The sequence below is a fragment of the Stenotrophomonas sp. STEN029 genome, assembly GCF_056760015.1.
In genome coordinates, this window is sequence record NZ_JBRREC010000041.1 from 1 (window position 1) to 20,978 (window position 20,978).

Consider the following 20,978-nt stretch of genomic DNA (forward strand, 5'->3'; position numbering starts at 1 on the left):
CGCGCCGGGCGGGCGCCGCGCTGCTGTCCCCCCCCCCCCCCCCCCTCCCCACCTTCCCCCCCCCCACCCCCCCCCCCCGGGTCGGTGCTTTTTTGTTCCCCCCCCCCCCCCCCCCCCCCCCCCCCCCGGTTTTGTGCACTACCCCGTTGGTGGCGGTGCGAGTGGCCTGCAAGGCTGGCAAAATAGGGGATCGTCCGTTTTGCGAAGCCCCCTGCCATGCGTCTTTCCCGCTTCCACCTGCACACCACCAAGGAAACTCCCGCCGACGCCGAGCTGGTCAGCCATCGGCTGATGCTGCGCGCGGGCATGATCCGCAAGCTGGCATCGGGCCTGTACACCTGGTCGCCGCTGGGCCTGCGGGTGCTGCGCAAGGTGGAAACCATCGTCCGCGAGGAAATGAACCGCGCCGGTGCAGTGGAGCTGCAGCTGCCGACCATCCAGCCCAAGGAACTGTGGGAAGAAACCGGTCGCTGGGAAAAGTTCGGCGGCCAGCTGCTGAAGATCAAGGACCGCAAGGAGCAGGAATACTGCTACAGCCCCACCGCCGAGGAGGCCATTACCGACTTCGCGCGCCAGGAGCTGTCCAGTTACAAGCAGCTGCCGGTCAATTTCTACCAGGTGCAGACCAAGTTCCGCGACGAAATCCGTCCGCGTTTCGGGGTCATGCGCTCGCGCGAGTTTCTGATGAAGGATGCCTATTCCTTCCATCTGGACGACGCCAGCCTGGTCGCCGAATACGAGAACATGAAGGCCGCCTACACCCGTATCTTCACCCGTCTGGGCCTGGAGTTCCGCGCGGTGCAGGCCGATTCCGGCGCGATCGGCGGTGATGCCTCGCAGGAATTCCACGTGATTGCCGATTCCGGTGAAGACGCGCTGGTGTTCTCCACCGGCTCGGACTACGCCGCCAATGTGGAAGCCGCGATTGCCGCTGATCCGGCAGCGCGCGGCGCCGCCAGCGAAGAACTGCGCAGGATTGACACCCCCACCCAGAAGACCTGCGAGGAAGTCGCCGCGCTGATGGGCATCGCCCTGTTGCGCACGGTGAAGTCGATTGCGGTAATGACCACTGAGAATGAATTCGTGCTGGCCCTGGTCCGTGGCGACCACGAAGTCAACGAAATCAAACTGGCCAAGGTGGCTGGCCTGGCGGATTACCGCATGGCCAGCGAGGCCGAGATTGCCGATTATCTGGGCAGCGAGCCGGGTTTCCTTGGCCCCTTGAATCCGCGCAAGGCGATCCGTGTTGTCGCTGACCGCGAAGTCGCGGCAATGGCCGATTTCGTGGTCGGTGCCAATGAGAAAGGCCTGCATATTGCCGGCGTCAACTGGGGCCGCGACCTGGCCGAGCCGGAAGTGGCCGATATCCGCAACGTCGTGGCCGGCGACCGGGCCCAGGACGGCGGCGAACTGAAGATTACCCGCGGCATCGAGGTTGGCCACGTATTCCAGCTCGGCCGCCAGTATGCGCAGGCACTGAAGGCCACCGTGCTGGACCAGAACGGCAAGGCTGCAGTGATGGCGATGGGGTGCTACGGCATTGGCGTATCACGCATCGTCGCCGCCGCCATCGAACAGAACCACGATGACGCCGGCATTATCTGGCCGGTCAGCATGGCGCCGTGGCAGGCCGTGGTATGCATGATCAACCCGAAGCAGGACCCGACGGTAACTGCCGCCGCCGAAGCGCTGCTGGCCGAACTGCAGGCCGCTGGCGTGGATGCTGCACTGGACGACCGCGGCCTGCGTCCGGGCCAGATGTTTGCCGATATGGAACTGATCGGCATTCCGCATCGCATCGTGGTGTCGGAGCGCGGGCTTGCCGCTGGCACGGTTGAATACCGCGCACGCAACGCCGCCGAGGCAGAGAATCTGGACCAGGCCACGGTGATCAGCAAGATCATCGGCTGACGTTGATCGCTTATAACGCCGGGACATTGTCCCGGCGTTTTCATTTCCGGATAACATCGAAAACGCTATTAATCTGTCATTACCGCGATCAGCCCGGTATGCTTTGTTGCGCTGCCACGGAATGGCATACACCCCCCAACCCATTATCCGGAGTAGTTATTCGATGAGTATCGATCTGTCCCAGCTGTCGGCCAAAGAACTGGCCGTTCTTATCCGTGACGCACAGAAGCGCAAAACCGTTGTAGCCAAGCGCCAGCCGATTGCCAAGGCCCGCGCCCTGGTTGCCGCTGCGGCAAAGAAGGCTGGTTATACCGTCGAAGAGCTGTTCGGCACCGGCGCCGCCGTTGCAGTGAAGGCCCCGCGTGGCGCCAAGGCCAGCAAGGGCGCTGCCAAGACCGGCCGCAAGCTGCCCAAGGTTGAGCCGAAGTACCGCAACCCGGCCAATGCCGCTGAAACCTGGACCGGCCGTGGCAAGCAGCCACGCTGGCTGGCCGAATACACCAAGGCAGGCCGCAAGGTTGAAGATTTCCTGATCCAGAAGTAATTATTCTGGAATATGGATTACAAAACGCCGGCAGATTGCCGGCGTTTTCTTATTGCATTTCTGTATTCACAGTCGCCACAAATTGTTTATTGCAGGTACTCGCTGGCCAAACGAACGACAAAGTAGCCCGGGTAAGCACAGCGCACCCGGGAGCTTTGGATTCCGGTGATCCTGCAGACAATCCGCGGACAGCCCCGGGTGCGCTGCGCTTACCCGGGCTACACAATCACCAGCATCCTGCAATGCGGCGCTGGCAGCGCCGCCTGATTACCCCTGGCAGCAACCGCCCCGGTTACAGATTCTTGCGCGCCGGCACCAGCAGGTTACCGAACAGCAGGCCGGCCACCAGCGCCATCACCACATTGACCACGGTCAGCAGCGCCGATTCGCCGGCGCTCACATTCTGCTGCTGGATCAGGCTCAACACCCCGCGCAGGCTGGTACTGCCGGGCACCAGCATGATGATGCCGGGCAGACGGATGATCGCCCCCGGGCGCTGGACGATGCGTCCAAACAGATTGCCGGCGGCAGTCACCGTCATCGCCGCCAGAAAGATGCCGGCCGGCGCGCCCCATTGCTGTCCGCCGTAGCGGGAAATCGCATAACCAGCAACCGAGGCGGCCATTACCCAGAGGTAATCGCGCCGGCTGGCGCGGAACAGCATGGCGAACGCGAATGAGGCGACCAGCACCGAGCCCCATTCCACCCAGTTGGATTGCGGCCGCGAGGCGCGGATGATCGGCTCCAGGCCAATGGAATTGGCGATGGTCACCGCGATCATCGCGCCCACCGTGAGTTTCATGATGGTGGTCAGCGCGCCGGCGAAGCGCGCCGTACCGGACACCCAATGCCCGCTGGCAAGTTCATTGACCGAGTTGGTCAACGCCATGCCGGGCAACAGCACCACCAGCGAGGCGATGATGGTGGAGTTCATGTTCAGCGGCCCGATGAAACTGGCCACCAACACCGCCACAAAGCCCGCCAGCAACGCCGCCAGGGCTTCGCCGGCCTCGCGTGTGGCAACGCGGCGGTCGGTATAGAACAGCATCAGGCCGATCAGCAGACCGGTGATGCCGGCGGTGGCGATATCCAGCCACGGCAGCCGCCACAGGCCGGCCACGCCAGCCGAGCCCAGGGTGAACGAGGCCAGCAGCTGGATCTTGCTGCGCAGGCCACCGTCCTTGTCGAGCTGGCGCAGCGCGGTATGCCCCTGCGCGATCGACATCTGCCCGGCGGAGACCGCATCGGCGATCTGGTCGGCCATGGCCAGCTTGTGCAGATTGGTATCGCCCGGCCCCAGCCGGATCACGCGGGTGATGTCACTGGAGCCGATGGCGCGGGTCGGGTCGCTGAAACTCAGGATCAAGCCGGTCGGGTTTGACCATGGCTCGCAATCCAGGTCCAGCTGCTGCGCCAATGCGACCACTGCCGCCTCCAGGCGCTGGGCAGTTGTGCCATAACTGTGCAGACGCCCAGCCATCTCCGAAACGAAGGCCACACGTTGCGCATAGGTAGCGCGATTGGAAGCAGTGGCCGGGGCAGCGGCAAGGGTTTCGGCAGACATGGCCGCTAGTATCACCTGAAGCGGATGAAATACTCATCTGGCTTGAAGGGCGGACAGGTTATTCTCCGTAACCAATGGTCACCATGAAAGACATTCCCCCGCCCGATTGCGTTCTGCCCCCCGATGCGGACGGCCTGCTCAGGCTTTCCGGCAATTGGACCTTGGCGACCGCACTGCGCTCCAGCGAGGTATTGCATGCCCAGACCGGGACCGTAACCGGCATCGATGCGCGCGCCATCGACCGGCTGGATTCGGCCGGTGTACTGCTGTTGCTGCGCTATGCGCACAAGCTTGGGCTGCAGGATGACGCGCTGCAGTTCCGCAGCGACCATCAGGCGCTGGTCTGCACCATCGAGGAAGTCGCCGATGAACGCCCCAAGCCGCAACGCGACTACGGCGTCGCCGCCGCCTTGGATCGCCTCGGCCGCTCGGTGCATGCCATTGCCGGCAACATCGTGGTGCTGGTCAACTTCCTCGGCGAGAACCTGGCCAAGCTGGCGCGGCTGTTCCGCCAGCCACGCCGATTCCGGCTCACCGCCGCGGTCAACCAGATGGAAGAGGTTGGCCTGAACGCGGTGCCGTTGGTGGCTTTGCTGTCGTACCTGGTGGGCGCGGTGATCGCCTTCCTCGGCTCCACCATCCTGCGCGACTTCGGCGCGGAGATTTACGTGGTGGAGCTGGTCTCGATCGCCTTCCTGCGCGAATTCGCGGTGCTTCTCACCGCCATTGTGCTGGCTGGCCGTACCGCCAGCGCCTTTACCGCGCAGATCGGCGCGATGAAGGCGCGCGAGGAAATCGACGCCATCCAGACCCTGGGGCTGGATCCGATCGACCTGCTGGTGCTGCCACGCGTGGTCGCATTGCTGATCATGCTGCCCTTGCTGACTTTCGTGGCGATGATCGCCGGCCTCGCCGGTGGCGTCACCGTCGGCGCCTTCGACCTGGATATCCCGCCGCAGATGTACCTGGCGCGCATGCACGACACCATCGAGGTGCGGCACATGCTGGTCGGCCTGTCCAAGGCACCGGTGTTCGCACTGATCATCGCGCTGATCGGCTGCCTGGAAGGCCTGAAGGTAGAAGGCACGGCACAGTCGGTGGGCGAACGCACCACCTCCAGCGTGGTGCAGACAATCTCGTTGGTCATCATCCTCGACGCGCTGGCCGCGTTGTGGTTCATGCACATGGGCTGGTGATGGGATGAGCACGATGGAAGACGCCAACACCGACGGCAGCGACCTGGCCATCCGCGTGCGCGGGCTGGTCAATCGCTTTGGCAGCCAGACCGTGCACGATGGGCTGGATCTGGACGTACGCCGTGGCGAGATTCTCGGCGTGGTCGGCGGTTCGGGCACCGGCAAATCGGTATTGATGCGCTCCATCCTCGGCCTGCGCACGCCCGATGCCGGGCAGATGGAAGTGCTGGGCGTGGATGCGCGCTCAAGCAACCCGGCCGACCGCCTGCGCATCGAGCGCAATACCGGCGTGCTGTTCCAGGATGGTGCCCTGTTCTCCTCGCTGACGGTCGGCGAGAACGTGCAGGTTCCGCTGAAGGAGCATCACCCGGAACTCAGCGAGCGCTGGCACTACGAATTGGCCTTGTTGAAAGTGAAGCTGGCCGGCCTGCCCGCCGACGCCATCAACAAGCTGCCTTCGCAGCTTTCCGGCGGCATGCGCAAGCGCGCCGGCCTGGCCCGTGCGCTGGCGCTGGATCCGCCCCTGCTGTTCCTGGACGAACCCACCGCCGGCCTCGACCCGATTGGCGCAGCCGCCTTCGATCACCTGATCAAGACGTTGCAGGAAGCCCTGGGCCTGACCGTGTTCCTGATCACCCACGACCTGGACACGCTCTACGCCATCTGTGACCGCGTCGCGGTGCTGGCCGACCACAAGGTCATCGCCAACGCACCGCTGCCTGAAATCGAACAACTCGACCATCCGTGGATACGCGAATACTTCCACGGCCCCCGCGCCCGCGCCGCGCGCGGCCTTCAGCACGAGCCCGCCTGATATGGAAACCAAAGCCAACTACGTCCTGATCGGTGCCTTCACCCTGCTCATCGGCGTTGCCCTGCTCGCCTTCGGGCTATGGGCGGCCAAGTACTCCTCCGACCGCACCTGGCAGGAATACCGGGTGGTGTTCACCGAGGCGGTGACCGGTTTGTCGGTGGGCAGCCCCGTGCAATACAACGGCATCGCGGTCGGCTCGATCACCGAGTTGACCCTGGCTCCCGATGATCCGCGCAAGGTAGTGGCCAAGCTGCGGCTCAACTCCACCACGCCGGTCAAGACCGATACCCGCGCCAAGCTGGCCATCACCAGCCTGACCGGACCATCGATCATCCAGCTCAGTGGCGGTACCCCGCAGGCCGCCGCACTGACCGCGGTCAGCAAGGAACCGGTGCCGACCATCGCAACCTCACCGTCGGCACTGCAGAACATCACCGACGTCGCCAACCGCGTGGTCGAGCGCATGGACGAACTGCTCAGCGATGAGAACGTCCGCAAGATCACCACCACCCTGGCCCACCTGGAAACCATCAGCGGCGGCCTGGCCGACCGCGACGAAGGCACCCAGGCCTTGCTGGTGGAAGCACGCGATGCGGCACGCAACCTCAACGTCACCCTCGGTTCGGCCAACGGTGCCATCAAGAACCTGGACGAGAACGTGCTGCGGGAACTGCCTGCAACGATGGACAAGCTTGATACCAGCCTGGCCAAACTCGACTCCGCCGCCGGCAACGCCGACGCCATCCTTGGCGAGAACCGCGCGGCCATCAACAGCTTCGCCAATGACGGCCTGGCCCAGCTTGGCCCGACCCTGACCGAACTGCGCGGCCTGATCCGCGACCTGCGCCGGGTCAGTGACCGGCTGGAGAACAACCCGGCACGCTACCTGCTCGGCCGCGACGCCCCGAAGGAGTTCGAACCCAAATGAAGCGCATTTCCCTGATCAAACTGCTCGCCCCGGCCTGCCTGCTGGCTTTGGCCGGCTGCTCCGTATTGGCCGGCGGCGACCGCCAGTCCATCACCATCTATGCGCCTCAAGTCAGGGTGCAGGCCGATCCCGGCTGGCCGCAGGTCAGCTGGCAGCTGGCCATCGCCAAACCCAGCGCCGCCCGCCTGATCGACAGCCCGCGCATCAACGTGCGGCCAACGCCGGGTGAGCTGGAGGTCTACCGCGGTGCGACCTGGGCGCAGCCGGCCACCGACATCCTGGAAGACACCTTGCTGCGTGGCTTCGAGGACTCGGGGAAGATCGATGCGGTTGCACGCATCGCCACCGGCATCCGCTCCGACTACAAGTTGACCACCGACCTGCGCCGCTTCGAATCGGACTACCGCGGCGGCGACGTGCCAGCGGCCACCATCGAGCTCAACGCAAAACTCATCCACAGCCTGGACCAGCGCGTGGTTGCCGCCCGCACCTTCGTCGTCGCCGAACCGGCCGCCAGTGCCGAGATCAGCAGCGTGGCTGCCGCCTTCGAAACCGCGTTGAACAAGACCAGCAGCGAGCTGATCGGCTGGACCCTGCTCAGCGGCCAGCGCGATGCGGCACAGCTGCGATCTGACGGAAAGTGAGATTGATGCGTTCGCCCAACACCCGCGCGGTCTTGGGCAGCGCATGCTGGTAGTCGCGCTGGCACTGCCCGCGCATCAGCAGCAGGTCGCCGTGGCCGAGCAGGTACTCGAACTTCTGCGCAGGATCATCGCGACGCCGCAGTAGAAAGCGCCGTGGTGCCCCAAGGCTCAGCGAGGCGATCAACGGCGTCGGCCCCAGTTCAGGCTCGTCATCGCTGTGCCAGCCCATGCTGTCACAGCCATCGCGGTAACGGTTGAGCAGCACGCTGTTGAAGCGGCCGGCACAGGCCTGCTGCACCTGCTCGCGCAACTCCAGCACTGCCGGCGCCCAAGGATGTGGAAGGAAATCCGCACCCGAATAGCGATAGTGCGCATCAGCATCGCCCATCCAGCAACTAAGCCGCGGCGAATCCAGCCAGCGCCCGAACATGCGGATGCGGTGGATTTCCCAGGGCACGGTGTGTTGGAGCTCGTACAGCAGGATGTGGGCTCTGGCGTGCTGCAGCCAGCCGGGCAGATGGCGAACGTCGGCGGCAGGAAGGGTGGCAGGGAACAGCATCGTCGGACACTAACACACAGCACCAGCATGCCATTTGCCCGCATCAGCGGGAACACTGAAAATGGCTTCCTGTCCGACCCAATCACCGGAAGCAACATGCCCGCAAGGCTGCACCTCGAACTCCCTTGGACCTGCCTGGCGAACACACTTGGCGGACCGGCCCGCATATGAATCGCTACCTGCAGGCGGCACGACGTTCGATCCAGCAGCATGGCGGTGGCATCGTCGGGCTTTTCTCAGTGATTCGTAGAGCACTGAAGATCACTGCTGCGATGGGCATCCACGGCGTGGTTGATCGGCTTCGTTCGGCCAGCGCCGTGCGCACAGCTATCGCTGACACGCTCGACGAGAGTCCGCTGCCCCCACCCATTTCGCTGGCTGCGCTCGACCTGCGGGTAGGCGTGATGGCGCACATGTTCTACCCCGACCTCATTGAAGAGTTCGCGCAGTCGTTGCAGCACATCCCTGTTCCGTTCACTTTGATGGTGTCCGTCATCGACGCCGCGGTGGCCGAGCAGGTGCAGACGCGCATGGAGCAGCTGCCAAACCTGCAGCACCTCTCGGTAAAGATCGTCGAGAACCGAGGGCGAGACGTTGCGCCGCTATTGGTGGACTTCCACGACGAGATCCTCGCACTGGATGTGATCTGCCACATCCATACCAAGAAATCGCTTTATACCGGCTGCGAACAAAGCCGATGGCGCCGTTACCTCCTGAACTCCCTGTTCGGCTCATCCGAACGCGTGGCATGGATACTCGGAATGTTCCAGGCCAGTCCCAATCTTGGCCTTGTTTACCCCGAAAGCTACGAGGAAATGCCGCTATGGGGACACACGGTGCTCAGCAACGGTCCCATCTGCGATGCCCTTGGCACCCGTCTGGGCATCGCGCTGGAGCATGGCCGCTACCTCGACTACCCCACCGGCTCGATGTTCTGGGCACGCGTCGACGCTCTGCGCCCCCTGTTCGATCTGCGCCTGCAAACACATGACTTCCCGCCCGAACAAGGGCAAGTGGATGGCACCCTGCAACATGCAATGGAACGGATGTTCAGTCAGGTTGCCCGCCACCTGGGATACCGACTGGGCATCCTGCCAACCGACGGAGATCTGGCACTGGCAGCTGAGGGTCTACGCAATGTGCACGATGCGCTGGCGCTTGATATCGGTCAGCGGCTACGGCTTGCGGCGCTGCAGGCCTCAACGGTCAGCTTTGATGTGTTCGACACACTGGCGTTGCGCCCGTTCCTGTCCCCGGATGCATCCCGCGCCTATCTGGCATGGCGCGTGGAGCGCGAACATGGCGTTAGCGAATTCATCCGCCTTCGTGGCGATGCTGAGGTTTCGCAACGCAATCTATTGCAACGCGACCCCACGCTGACGGAGATTTACCAGCAATTGGCGCGTCAGCTTGGGATGTCCCTCGCGTTGGCGGAACGTCTGATGGCCACCGAGCTGGAGCACGAACGCCGCCAGCTGCGTCCTCGTTTGGGTGTGGTGAATGCACTGATGGAGGTCAATCCCGTCTCACGATTCGCCCTGTCAGACATGTACCTTGATACCACGCAGCTGAAGCAGGTCCTGCCTGACATCGTGGTCGCCGCACTCCCCACCTGGCGCGTCTCCTGTGAGACTGGCCTTCGTAAGGACCAACTGCGTAGCTGGCCGGAGCTGGCGCGCCGCGAAGGCATCGATATTGCCCGGTGGTTGCACGTTGGCGACAACGAACACGCCGACGTGCAATTGCCACAAATCGCCAAGCTTCTAACGCCCGTGCATGTCCTGCGCCCAGCCGCTCTGCTGGACGTCATTCCCGCACTACGACCACTCCGCCATCACGAAGGCGCGCGGGCGCCTTGGCCTGAACAACTTTGGCGCGGGCTCCTGGTCAACCGCTTCGCCCTCTTGCTCGATACCCAGCCACAGCGGCTGCACGGCCCCCTGCAACTGGATGCCGAGGATCTGGGCTACGCTGTACTTGGCCCGTTGTTGCTCGACTTCCTGCTGACGATGCTGCGGACCACGACACAACAAGGTGTGGACGACCTACTGTTTCTCAGCCGCGAGGGGCATCTGCTGCATCAGGCCTTCGAGCGCCTGCGGCTGTTCCATCCCACCGCCCGGAAGCTGGGCGCCCACTACTTCCTGACCTCACGCCGTGCCACGACACTGCCAGCCATGCATCGCGCCGATGACGTGAGCATGATGTTGGAAGGCAGCTTCAACGGCACGCTGCGTCAACTGCTGCAAGCGCGTGTCGGCGATACCGTCGTCGAAGTAGTCGCCAGCATTATCCCGGATCTACTCGATCGTGACGTATTCCTACCCGAAATGGCGACCACCGTTGCCGAATGGCTGCAACCCGCGCTGCCAGAATTGCTTGCATGCGCAGCGCAGGCGCGCGCCCACTACATGAGCTACTGGTCCACGTTTGGTGACACGAGTTCGTTCATGGTTGTTGACATAGGCTACGCGGGGACGATCCAGCGCAACCTCGCCCGCTTGCGCCAACAACCGCTTGGCGGCTACTACATGGCCCTTCGTGCACGCGCCGGCCAACTACAGGACGGCAACTGGGCGCAGGCCCGCTACTTCGACGGTCGTCAAGGCGGTGAGGAAGCAACCTCACCGATACTGTCCCACGACCTGCTGCTGGAGGCCCTATTGGGTGCACCCGCTGGACAATTCAACGGCTTTGAAGCGGATGAGACAGCGACAGTCAGGCCACGCTTTGGCCCTGTCGAATTGGACAAACAGGGGCTGCGATCGATGCAGCACACCCATCAGGGCGCACTGGCATTCATCAATGACGTCGGCGCGATGCTCGGTGACGACATCGCCGGCATCGAACTGGAGGCCGCCGACATCCAGATTCCACTGCAATGCCTGGCCAACGGCCGTTGGAACGCCGATGAAACACTGCGGCACCTGGCTACGGATGACAGCTTTACCGGCCGCGGCAAGATTGCAGCAGCCGGCAGCCTTGGACCTTAACGCCGGAACGGCACGCCGGTCTTTTCCTTCAGCTCGTCATCACTGACACCCGGCGCAGCTTCCACCAATACCAAACCATCGGCGGTCACATCGAAGATTGCCAGGTCGGTGATGATGCGATCGACCACAGCAACACCGGTCAGCGGCAAGGTGCAGTCCGGCAGGATCTTGTGCTCGCCGTTCTTGGCGGTGTGCTCCATCAGCACCACGACGCGTTGCACGCCGGCGACCAGGTCCATCGCGCCGCCCATGCCCTTGACCATCTTGCCCGGCACCATCCAGTTGGCCAGATCGCCCTTGTCGGTGACCTGCATAGCGCCAAGAATGGCCAGGTTGATGTGGCCACCACGGATCATCGCGAACGAGTCGTGGCTGCCGAAATAGCTGGCACCCGCACGCGCGGTGACGGTCTGCTTGCCTGCATTGATCAGGTCGGCGTCCACTTCGGCCTCGGTCGGGAACGGGCCGATGCCAAGCAGGCCGTTCTCGGACTGCAGCCACACGTCCACGCCATCGGGGATGTGGTTCGCCACCAGGGTCGGCAGGCCGATGCCCAGGTTCACGTAGGCACCATCGGTCAGTTCGCGCGCGGCGCGCTGTGCCATTTCGTCACGGGTCCAGGCCATCTCAGTTCCCCTCCTGACGCACGGTGCGCTGTTCGATGCGCTTCTCCGGCGTTGCGTTCAATACGATGCGATCAACGTAGATGCCCGGCAGGTGCACCTGGTCCGGGTCGATGGCGCCCACCGCCACGATCTCTTCCACTTCGACCACGCAGACCTTGCCGGCCATGGCGCACGCCGGATTGAAGTTGCGCGCGGTCTTGCGGAACAGCAGGTTGCCGGCTTCATCGGCCTTCCACGCCTTGACCAGCGAGACGTCAGCCTTGAGCGCGGTTTCCAGCACGTAGTGCTTGCCGTCGATCTCGCGGGTCTCCTTGCCTTCGGCAACGATGGTGCCGTAGCCGGTAGCGGTGAAGAACGCCGGGATGCCAGCGCCGCCGGCACGCAGGCGCTCGGCCAGGGTGCCCTGCGGATTGAACTCCAGTTCCAGTTCGCCGGCCAGGTACTGGCGCTCGAATTCCTTGTTCTCGCCAACGTAAGAGGAAATCATTTTCTTGATCTGACGGGTTTCCAGCAGCTGGCCCAGGCCGAAGCCATCGACACCGGCGTTGTTGGAGATCGCGGTCAGGCCCTTGACCCCACTGTCGCGCAGCGCGGCAATCAGTGCCTCGGGGATGCCGCACAGGCCAAAACCACCTACGGCAAGGGTTTGCCCATCGGCCACGATGCCGGCCAGGGCGTCGGCGGCGCTGGCAAAAACCTTGCCTCGCTGCCGGGTCGGGGAGAGATCGCTCATCGCATCACGCTCACAGTGCTGAAGATGTCCATATTCTAGCCATACCGCAGGGGCAACCCCCTTGGACCTTCGGCCAGCACGCTTTGCCCGGGATGGGCCAGCCAGCGTGCAGACAGCCAGCGAACGCTTACCCGACTAAACTAGGCAATCTTTCACCCAGCAGGATGCATGCATGCCCCTCCCCGCGTTCAAGGCCTACGATATCCGCGGCCGCGTGCCTGAAGAGCTCAACGAAGACATGGCCCGCAAGATTGGCAAGGCCTTGGCCGCCGAACTCGGTACCGGTCCGGTGGTGCTCGGCCATGACGTGCGCCTGACCAGTCCTGGGCTGCAGGACGCGCTGGCCGCAGGCTTGCGCGGAGAAGGACGCGAGGTCATCGACATCGGTCTGTGCGGCACCGAAGAGGTCTACTTCCAGACCGGCCACCTGCAGGCCGCTGGTGGGGTCATGGTCACCGCCAGCCACAATCCGATGGACTACAACGGCATGAAGCTGGTGCGTGAACAGGCGCGTCCGATCAGCTCCGATACCGGCTTGTTCGCCATCTCCGACGCGGTGGCCGCGGACAACTCACAGCCACAGCCTGCGCGTGCCGGCCAGAACGCCCAGCATGACAAGACGGCGTACATCCAGCACCTGCTCAGCTATGTCGATGCCAGCCAGCTCAAGCCCCTGAAGCTGGTGGTCAATGCCGGTAACGGCGGCGCCGGTGCCATCGTCGACCTGCTTGCGCCGCATCTGCCGCTGGAGTTCGTGCGTATCTGCCACGAACCCGACGGCAGCTTCCCCAACGGCATCCCCAATCCGCTGTTGCCGGAGAACCGCGAAGCCACCGCAAACGCCGTCCGCGAGCATGGCGCCGACTTCGGCATCGCTTGGGATGGCGACTTCGACCGCTGCTTCTTCTTCGACCACAACGGCCGCTTCATCGAGGGCTACTACCTGGTTGGACTGCTTGCCCAGGCCATCCTTGCCCGCAACCCCGGCGGCAAGATCATCCACGACCCGCGCCTGACCTGGAACACGGTCGAAATGGTGGAAGCTGCTGGTGGCATGCCTGTGCTGTGCAAGAGTGGCCACGCCTTCATCAAGGAGAAGATGCGCGCGGAGAACGCCGTTTACGGCGGCGAGATGAGCGCACACCACTACTTCCGTGAGTTTGCCTACGCCGATTCTGGAATGATCCCGTGGCTGTTGATTGCCGCGCAGGTCTCCAGCAGCGGCTTGTCGCTTGCCGAACTGGTCGAAGACCGGATGACGCGCTTCCCCTGCAGCGGTGAAATCAACTTCAAGGTTGCCGATGCCAAGGCTGCCGTCGCCCGGGTGATGGCACACTTCGCCACGCAAACGTCTGCACTGGATCACACCGACGGTATCAGCGCCGACTTCGGCAGCTGGCGATTCAATCTGCGCAGCTCGAACACCGAGCCGCTACTGCGGTTGAATGTTGAAACCCGTGGCGACGCCGCATTGCTGGCTGAGCGCACCGCCGAAATCTCTTCTTTGATCACCGCCTGAGAACCTTCATGAGCCAGATCCTGCCCGTCATCCTTTCCGGTGGTTCCGGCACGCGCCTGTGGCCGCTGTCGCGCGAAGCCTACCCCAAGCAATTCCTGCAACTGGCCGGCGAGCACAGCATGCTGCAGTCCACCTGGTTGCGGGTGGCCGATGTCGCCACACAGGCACCGCTGGTGGTGGCCAACGAAGCACACCGCTTTGTCGCCGCCGAGCAGCTGCAGCAGGTAGGGACCACGCCGTCGGCGATTCTGCTGGAACCGGTTGGCCGCAATACCGCACCGGCCATCGCTGCTGCCGCGCTGGAGGCCAGTTGCGATGGCGCCGACCCCTTGCTGCTGGTACTGCCCTCGGATCATTTGATCCGTGATGTGGCGCATTTCCACCGCGCGATCCTGGAAGCTGCCGCTATCGCCGAACAAGGCAAGCTGGTCACCTTCGGCATTCAACCGACCGCACCGGAAACCGGCTACGGCTACATCAAGGCCGTCGCCGGTGAAGGCGCACGCGCCATCGAGCGCTTCGTCGAGAAACCCAACCTGGCAACCGCACAGGACTATGTCGCCTCCGGCGAGTACTACTGGAACAGCGGCATGTTCCTGTTCCGCGCTTCGCGCTACCTGCAGGAGCTGGAGCGTCTGCAGCCGCAGATTCTCGCTGCCTGCCGGGCCTCGTGGGAAAAAGCGCGGCGCGAGAGCGATTTCATCCGTCTCGATGCTGATGCATTCAAGGCCAGCCCATCGGATTCCATCGATTACGCAGTGATGGAGAAGACCGTCGATGCTGCCGTGGTTCCGCTGGATGCCGGCTGGAGCGATGTCGGTTCGTGGACCGCGCTGCGCGATGTCTCCGAGCAGGACGCAAACGGCAACGCGCATCGCGGCGACGTGATTGCCATCGACTGCCATGACACCTTCGCTTACGGCGAGCGTTTGATCGCGATGGTCGGCCTGGACGATGTCATCGTAGTGGAGACCGATGATGCGGTACTGGTCGGCAAGTCCGACCGCATGCAGGAAGTGAAGGACGTGGTGGCACGTCTGAAGGCTGATGGTCGCAGTGAAGCGACCTGGCATCGCAAGGTCTATCGCCCGTGGGGTGCCTACGACTCCATCGACAACGGCGAGCGTTTCCAGGTCAAGCGCATCACCGTCAAACCAGGCGGCACCTTGAGCCTGCAGATGCACCACCACCGCGCCGAGCATTGGATCGTGGTCAGCGGTACGGCCGAAGTCACCCGTGGCGATGAAGTACTGCTGCTGGCCGAAAACCAGAGCACGTATATCCCGCTGGGCGTTACTCACCGCCTGCGCAATCCGGGCAAACTGCCCCTGGAGTTGATCGAGGTGCAATCAGGCAGCTATCTGGGTGAGGACGATATCGTGCGCTTCGAGGATACCTACGGGCGCACCTGAGATTGTCTGCAAGCTGAAAACAAAACCCCCGGGGAAGCCCCGGGGGTTTTTCAGCGATAGTTCCACGTCACTTGGCAGGGCTAGCAGATGCCTGTCAAGCTTTCGAAATCTCGCCGATGACGCGCTGCAGCCCTTCCTGCCAAGCAGGCAAGGCGACACCAAAATCCCGCTGCAACTTGCGGTTGTCCAGTACCGACCAGGCAGGACGCTTAGCCGGCGTTGGATACTCGGCACTTGAGATTGCCAGCACACTCGGCGCCTTGGTAAGCACCCCCGCAGACAGCGCCTCGGCAAAGATCGCCTCGGCGAAACCGTGCCAATTGGTCTGCCCCGATGCAGTCAGATGCCAGGTTCCGGACAGCTGCCCTGGATGCTGCAGCGCTTGTGCGGTGACATCCGCAATCAAGGCGGCCGGCGTCGGCGTGCCAACCTGGTCAGCCACCACCCGTAGCTCATCGCGCTCCGCACCTACGCGCAGCATCGTCCGCAGGAAGTTGCCGCCGTGCGACGCATACACCCATGCGGTGCGGAAAATCAGATGACGACCACCGGCCGCACGCACTGCATCTTCGCCATCGCGCTTGCTTGTGCCATAGACACCCAGCGGCTCGGTCGCCTCGTCTTCAACATAAGGCGCCACACCCTGACCATTGAACACGTAGTCGGTCGAGTAATGCACCATCGGCACGCCGTTAACCGCGCACCATTGAGCAATCACTCCTGGCGCTTGGGCGTTGGCCCGGAACGCGGCCTCCGGGTCCAGCTCGGCCTTGTCAACTGCTGTGTAGGCAGCTGCATTGATCACCACCGAAGGCTGCAACCGATCCAACAAAACAGGCAGGCTTTCGGGTGCATCGAAATCCGCGACCTCACAGGCACTGCCATCAGCCAGTTTGCCGCTGCGCGTGGTGGCAACAACCGGGCCGAGCGAAGCCAGCGCGCGCAACAATTCCTGACCAACCTGCCCGTTTCCACCAAACACTAGCATGGTCATGGAATGTAAACCGGCAGGCGGTCTTCGGAGATGTCCTTCAGGAACGGAGCACTCTCATCCTTCGCGGACAAGGTCGGGCCGCTGATCGGCCAGTCCACGCCGATGTCAGCGTCGTTCCAACGGACCCCGGCATCAAACTCTTTCAGGTAGACGTCGGTGCACAAATAGCTGAACACCGCGCGCTCGGACAGCACCGCAAAACCATGCGCGAAGCCTTCTGGAATCCAGAACTGGCGCTTGTTTTCTGCACTCAGAACAACCGCCTCCCACTTGCCGAAGGTCGGCGAACCACGACGGATATCCACCGCCACGTCATACACCTCGCCTTCCAGCACGCTGACCAGCTTGCCCTGCGGACGCGGCCACTGGTAATGGAGCCCGCGCAGCACGCCCTTGCTGGAAGCTGACACATTACTCTGCACGAACTTATCGGGCAGACCCAGTACTTTGAAACGCTCGGAATTCCAGGTTTCGAAGAAGAAACCACGTTCATCGCCAAACACAGCCGGCTCGATGACTACGCAACCTGGCATGGTAGTTTCAATAACTTTCACGGCACAATTCCTCGCTGAACAAGCTTTTGCAAATACTGTCCATAGCCATTTTTGGACAGCGGCGCGGCCAATGCTTCCAACTGCTCAGCCGTGATCCAACCCAGTCCGTAAGCAATTTCTTCGGGGCAGCACACCTGCAAGCCCTGACGGGTCTGGATGGTTTCAATGAAATTGGAAGCCTCCAGCAATGACTGATGCGTACCCGTATCCAGCCATGCATAGCCACGACCAAGGGCTTCCAGCTGCAGCCTACCCTCGTCCAGGTACACCTGATTGAGATCCGTGATCTCCAACTCACCGCGCGGTGATGGCTTCAGTGCAGCGGCATAGTCGCTGGCACTTCCATCATAGAAATACAGACCGGTAACCGCATAGTTGGAGCGTGGTTCCTGCGGCTTCTCAACCAAGCCGACAACCTTGCCATTTTCGTCGAACTCGGCAACACCATAGCGTTCCGGGTCGTTGACCCAGTACCCAAACACAGTAGCTCCGTTGGTCTGTGCGTCAGCTCGCCTCAGTACGTCGCGCAAGCCATGCCCATGGAATATGTTGTCACCGAGCACCAGACAGCTGGGCTTACCGCCGACAAAATCACGGCCAATCAGATACGCCTGCGCCAAGCCATCCGGGCTGGGCTGCACTGCGTACTGAATATCCATTCCCCACTGCGAACCATTGCCCAGCAGCTGCTGGAACAAGGCTTGTTCGTGCGGTGTGTTGATGATCAGTACTTCGCGGATACCCGCCAGCATCAGCACGCTGAGCGGATAATAGATCATCGGCTTGTCATAGACCGGCAGCAGCTGTTTGCTGACGCCCTTGGTGATCGGATACAGACGCGTACCTGAACCGCCAGCGAGGATGATGCCTTTACGTTGCGTCATGATTCATTGCTTCCTTTCTTGCGCGTACAAAAGCGCTGGACTGGATCATCGATATCAGGCGTCGGTGCCGATGCGCTGCAGACGATAGCTGCCATCCAGCACGCCGTTTACCCACTGCTGGTTGTCCAGGTACCAGTCTACGGTGAAGGCGATGCCCTCCTCGAAGGTATGCTGCGGCTCCCAGCCCAGTTCGTCCTTGAGCTTGGACGCATCGATGGCATAGCGGCGGTCATGACCCGGCCGATCGGTGACATAGGTGATCTGCTCGCTGCGCGGCTTGCCGTCGGCACGCGGACGGCGTGCATCCAGCAGCGCGCAGATGGCCTGCACCACCTCGATGTTCTGCTTTTCCGAGTTGCCGCCGACGTTGTAGGTCTCACCCACCTTGCCCTTGGCCAGCACGGTGCGGATCGCTTCACAATGGTCGGCGACAAACAGCCAGTCGCGCACCTGCTTGCCGTCGCCGTAGACCGGCAGCGCTTCACCAGCCAGCGCCTTGGCGATGACCAACGGGATGAGCTTTTCCGGGAAGTGGTACGGGCCGTAGTTGTTCGAACAGTTGGTGGTCAGGACCGGTAGGCCGTAGGTGTGGTGGAACGCACGCACCAGATGGTCGGAAGCAGCCTTGGAGGCCGAGTATGGGGAGTTCGGTGCGTACGGCGTGGTTTCGGTGAACTTGCCGGTTTCGCCAAGCGTGCCGTAGACCTCATCGGTGGAGACATGCAGGAAGCGAAAAGCGCCGGCCTTGTCGGCCGGCAACGCCTTCCAGTAGTCACGCACGGCCTCCAACAGCCCCAGTGTTCCCACCACATTGGTCTGGATGAAAGCTCCCGGGCCATCAATCGAACGGTCCACGTGGCTTTCAGCTGCGAAGTTCAGAACCGCATCGGGACGATGCTCGGCCAACAGGCGTGCCACCAGTTCACGGTCACCAATATCACCCTGTGCGAACACGTGCTGCACGTTGCCTTCCAGGCTGTCCAGCGTCTTCAGATTGCCGGCATAGGTCAGCGCATCCAGGTTGATGATGCGAATGCCCTTCGCCACCGCTTCCAATACGAAATTGCCGCCGATAAAGCCGGCGCCGCCGGTCACAAGCCATGTGGTCACGCGTTGATTCTCCATTTTACGGCTGCCTGGGCAGCAAATAATTCGGTCAAGGATATAACGACAGCCCTCACAGGACCTCCACGATTGACAACGAAAGTCGCTTCGGCAAACTTTGTCCGGACATTAACCGAGAAAGTGTTATTCCATACGCATTCGCATGGAGCTATCAACCCGGCTAGAATCGGAAAATCTATCCCCGGCCGGTGCCGGCCCCCATCAGCAACCGAAGGACCCCGCAGCAGATGAAAATCCTCGTCGCGTACAAGCGCGTGGTGGACTACAACGTCCGCATTCAAGTCAAGCCGGATGGTTCCGGCGTGGTCACCGATGGCGTCAAGCTCTCGCCGAACCCGTTCGATGAGATCGCCCTGGAAGAAGCCCTGCGCCTGCGCGACAAGGGCATTGCCACGGAAGTGGTGGTCGCCACCATCGCCCCGGCCGACGCCCAGGCACACCTGCGCAACGGCTTGGCCATGGGCGCCAACCGCGCCATCCATGTGGTCACCGACCAGGCCATCCAGCCGCTGACCGCCGCCCGCACCCTGCTCAAGCTGGTGGAGAAGGAGCAGCCTGACCTGGTCATCCTCGGCAAGCAGGCGATCGACGACGATGCCAACCAGACTGGCCAGATGCTGGCCACGCTGTGGTCACGTCCGCAGGCCACCTTCGCTTCCAAGGTCGAGATCGCTGACGGCAAGGCCTCGGTCACCCGTGAAGTCGACGCCGGCCTGGAAACGCTGGAAGTCGATCTGCCGGCCGTGATCACCACCGACCTGCGCCTGAACGAGCCGCGCTTCATCAAGCTGCCGGACATCATGAAGGCCAAGGCCAAGCCGCTGGAAACCCTGCAGCTGGCCGATCTCGGTGTTGAAGCCGCTGACACGTTCAAGATCACCCAGTACGCCGCGCCATCCAAGCGCAGCAAGGGCGTGATGGTGAAGGACGCTGCCGAACTGGTAGCCGCACTCAAGCAGAAGGGGTTGTTGTAATGGCCAAGATTCTCGTCATCGCCGAACACCTGGACGGCAAGCTCAACAGCGCCGTGGCCAAGACCGTATCGGCAGCATCCGCCGTGGGCGGCGACATCCACGTGCTGGTGCTGGCCGCCGACCCGGCCACCGTCGCTGCCGAAGCCGCGCAAATCGCCGGTGTCAGCAAGGTATTGACCATTGCCAACCCGGCCAATGAACATGCGCTGGCGCAGCTGCAGGCGCCGCAGATCGCCAAGGCCGCTGCCGGCTACAGCCACGTATTCGGCCCCTCGACCACCACCGGCAAGGATGTGATGCCGGCCGTGGCTGCCCTGCTCGGCGTCAACCAGGTCTCGGATCTGATGTCGGTGGAGGGTTCCCATACGTTCAAGCGCCCGATCTACGCCGGCAACGCCATCATCACCGTCGAGGTGCCTGCAGATCAGGTCGTCGTTGCCACCGTGCGCGCAGCCTCTTGGCAGGAAGCTGCCAAGGGCAATAGCGCGCCGGTCGAAGCGATCAGTGTTGATTCCGCCCTGCCCGGCCACACCCGCTTCATCGGCCTGGCTGCCGGCAAGAGCGACCGCCCCGACCTGCAGAGCGCCAAGCGCGTGGTCTCCGGTGGCCGTGGCGTCGGTTCGGAAGAGAACTTCAAGGTGATCTATGCCCTGGCTGACAAGCTCGGTGCCGGCGTCGGCGCCTCGCGCGCAGCCGTGGACGCCGGCTACGTGCCCAGCGACATGCAGGTCGGCCAGACCGGCAAGATCATCGCCCCGGAGCTGTACATCGCCGTGGGCATCTCCGGCGCAATCCAGCATCTGACCGGTATCAAGGACGCCGGCACAATTGTGGCAATCAACAAGGACGCCGACGCACCGATCTTTGAGATTGCAGATATTGGGCTGGTGGGGGACCTTTTCACACTGCTACCCGATCTGGAAACGCAGCTTTCCTGATACGGATAACCCGGGCCCGCAAATTGCGGCACAGGGGTTCTGGAATTCCAGAACCCCTGTGCCCTT

18 protein-coding genes and 1 pseudogene are annotated in these 20,978 nt (G+C 62.8%); 11 read left to right on the top strand and 8 right to left on the bottom strand.

Translation table 11 applies throughout. The features are described 5' to 3' along the window. Window positions 1–216 precede the first annotated feature (216 nt). Both ACVOLI_RS10645 and ACVOLI_RS10650 read left to right on the top strand, forming a co-directional pair. On the top strand, window positions 217–1,911 hold the full coding sequence (locus ACVOLI_RS10645) for a proline--tRNA ligase (RefSeq protein WP_481534590.1): 1,695 nt from the start codon (window positions 217–219) through the stop codon (window positions 1,909–1,911). A 163-nt stretch (window positions 1,912–2,074) separates the two neighbouring features. After that, a pseudogene (locus ACVOLI_RS10650) lies at window positions 2,075–2,452 on the top strand (H-NS histone family protein); the annotation flags it as partial. A 295-nt stretch (window positions 2,453–2,747) separates the two neighbouring features. On the opposite strand, the gene ACVOLI_RS10655 reads toward ACVOLI_RS10650, so the two are convergent. Further along, window positions 2,748–4,019: a threonine/serine exporter family protein gene (locus ACVOLI_RS10655; RefSeq protein ID WP_282266883.1), complete on the bottom strand. Its 1,272-nt coding sequence runs from the start codon at window positions 4,017–4,019 to the stop codon at window positions 2,748–2,750. Between the two features lie 83 nt (window positions 4,020–4,102). Between ACVOLI_RS10655 and ACVOLI_RS10660 the strand changes: the two genes are divergently transcribed. Genes ACVOLI_RS10660 through ACVOLI_RS10675 form a run of 4 tightly spaced genes read left to right on the top strand, consistent with a single transcriptional unit; the run spans window position 4,103 to window position 7,601 of the window. Next, window positions 4,103–5,215 (top strand): ABC transporter permease, encoded by a 1,113-nt coding sequence (locus tag ACVOLI_RS10660; RefSeq protein WP_282266881.1) that lies wholly within the window; start codon window positions 4,103–4,105, stop codon window positions 5,213–5,215. 4 nt (window positions 5,216–5,219) lie between these two features. Further along, on the top strand, window positions 5,220–6,029 hold the full coding sequence (locus ACVOLI_RS10665) for an ABC transporter ATP-binding protein (protein ID WP_481534591.1): 810 nt from the start codon (window positions 5,220–5,222) through the stop codon (window positions 6,027–6,029). Window position 6,030: 1 nt separating this feature from the next. After that, the gene (locus ACVOLI_RS10670; protein ID WP_481534592.1) at window positions 6,031–6,957 is read left to right on the top strand and encodes an MlaD family protein; all 927 of its coding nucleotides are present in this window, start codon (window positions 6,031–6,033) and stop codon (window positions 6,955–6,957) included. Then, window positions 6,954–7,601, top strand: coding sequence for an ABC-type transport auxiliary lipoprotein family protein (locus tag ACVOLI_RS10675; protein WP_481534593.1), 648 nt, complete (start codon window positions 6,954–6,956; stop codon window positions 7,599–7,601). The genes ACVOLI_RS10670 and ACVOLI_RS10675 overlap by 4 nt, the downstream gene beginning before the upstream one ends. On the opposite strand, the gene ACVOLI_RS10680 is transcribed toward ACVOLI_RS10675, so the two are convergent. After that, window positions 7,555–8,160: an alpha-ketoglutarate-dependent dioxygenase AlkB family protein gene (locus ACVOLI_RS10680; RefSeq protein WP_481534594.1), complete on the bottom strand. Its 606-nt coding sequence runs from the start codon at window positions 8,158–8,160 to the stop codon at window positions 7,555–7,557. The genes ACVOLI_RS10675 and ACVOLI_RS10680 overlap by 47 nt on opposite strands. Before the next feature lie 167 nt (window positions 8,161–8,327). Between ACVOLI_RS10680 and ACVOLI_RS10685 the strand changes: the two genes are divergently transcribed. Then, complete coding sequence (locus ACVOLI_RS10685) at window positions 8,328–11,153, top strand: rhamnan synthesis F family protein (protein ID WP_481534595.1); 2,826 nt, start codon at window positions 8,328–8,330, stop codon at window positions 11,151–11,153. Here ACVOLI_RS10685 and ACVOLI_RS10690 read toward each other — a convergent pair. Further along, window positions 11,150–11,779 (bottom strand): CoA transferase subunit B, encoded by a 630-nt coding sequence (locus ACVOLI_RS10690; protein WP_481534596.1) that lies wholly within the window; start codon window positions 11,777–11,779, stop codon window positions 11,150–11,152. The genes ACVOLI_RS10685 and ACVOLI_RS10690 overlap by 4 nt on opposite strands. Window position 11,780: 1 nt before the next feature. After that, complete coding sequence (locus ACVOLI_RS10695) at window positions 11,781–12,512, bottom strand: CoA transferase subunit A (protein ID WP_481534597.1); 732 nt, start codon at window positions 12,510–12,512, stop codon at window positions 11,781–11,783. Between the two features lie 172 nt (window positions 12,513–12,684). Between ACVOLI_RS10695 and ACVOLI_RS10700 the strand changes: the two genes are divergently transcribed. Both ACVOLI_RS10700 and ACVOLI_RS10705 read left to right on the top strand, forming a co-directional pair. Next, entirely contained in the window at window positions 12,685–14,031 is a 1,347-nt protein-coding gene (locus tag ACVOLI_RS10700; protein WP_481534598.1) for a phosphohexomutase domain-containing protein, read from the top strand. Window positions 14,032–14,039: 8 nt separating this feature from the next. Further along, a complete protein-coding gene (locus tag ACVOLI_RS10705) occupies window positions 14,040–15,443 on the top strand; it encodes a mannose-1-phosphate guanylyltransferase/mannose-6-phosphate isomerase (RefSeq protein WP_481534599.1) in 1,404 nt (467 codons plus the stop codon). Window positions 15,444–15,537: 94 nt separating this feature from the next. Here the strand turns inward: ACVOLI_RS10705 and rfbD are convergent, their stop codons facing one another. The 4 genes from rfbD to rfbB are packed head-to-tail and all read right to left on the bottom strand — an operon-like array spanning window position 15,538 to window position 18,985. After that, the gene (gene rfbD, locus ACVOLI_RS10710) at window positions 15,538–16,437 is read right to left on the bottom strand and encodes a dTDP-4-dehydrorhamnose reductase (RefSeq protein WP_481534600.1); all 900 of its coding nucleotides are present in this window, start codon (window positions 16,435–16,437) and stop codon (window positions 15,538–15,540) included. Beyond that, window positions 16,434–16,991 carry a dTDP-4-dehydrorhamnose 3,5-epimerase gene (gene rfbC, locus ACVOLI_RS10715; protein ID WP_481534601.1) on the bottom strand — a complete coding sequence of 186 codons (558 nt, stop codon included), beginning with the start codon at window positions 16,989–16,991 and terminating at the stop codon, window positions 16,434–16,436. Before rfbC ends, rfbD begins: the two co-directional genes overlap by 4 nt. Continuing rightward, window positions 16,988–17,875, bottom strand: coding sequence for a glucose-1-phosphate thymidylyltransferase RfbA (gene rfbA / locus ACVOLI_RS10720; RefSeq protein ID WP_481534602.1), 888 nt, complete (start codon window positions 17,873–17,875; stop codon window positions 16,988–16,990). Before rfbA ends, rfbC begins: the two co-directional genes overlap by 4 nt. Before the next feature lie 54 nt (window positions 17,876–17,929). After that, complete coding sequence (rfbB, locus tag ACVOLI_RS10725) at window positions 17,930–18,985, bottom strand: dTDP-glucose 4,6-dehydratase (RefSeq protein ID WP_481534603.1); 1,056 nt, start codon at window positions 18,983–18,985, stop codon at window positions 17,930–17,932. Window positions 18,986–19,227: 242 nt separating this feature from the next. On the opposite strand from rfbB, the gene ACVOLI_RS10730 reads away from it, so the two are divergent. Together ACVOLI_RS10730 and ACVOLI_RS10735 are read left to right on the top strand one after the other, a co-directional pair. Continuing rightward, the gene (locus tag ACVOLI_RS10730) at window positions 19,228–19,974 is read left to right on the top strand and encodes an electron transfer flavoprotein subunit beta/FixA family protein (protein ID WP_481534604.1); all 747 of its coding nucleotides are present in this window, start codon (window positions 19,228–19,230) and stop codon (window positions 19,972–19,974) included. Continuing rightward, window positions 19,974–20,912 carry an electron transfer flavoprotein subunit alpha/FixB family protein gene (locus ACVOLI_RS10735; protein ID WP_481534605.1) on the top strand — a complete coding sequence of 313 codons (939 nt, stop codon included), beginning with the start codon at window positions 19,974–19,976 and terminating at the stop codon, window positions 20,910–20,912. Before ACVOLI_RS10730 ends, ACVOLI_RS10735 begins: the two co-directional genes overlap by 1 nt. The last annotated feature ends 66 nt before the right edge of the window (window positions 20,913–20,978 follow it).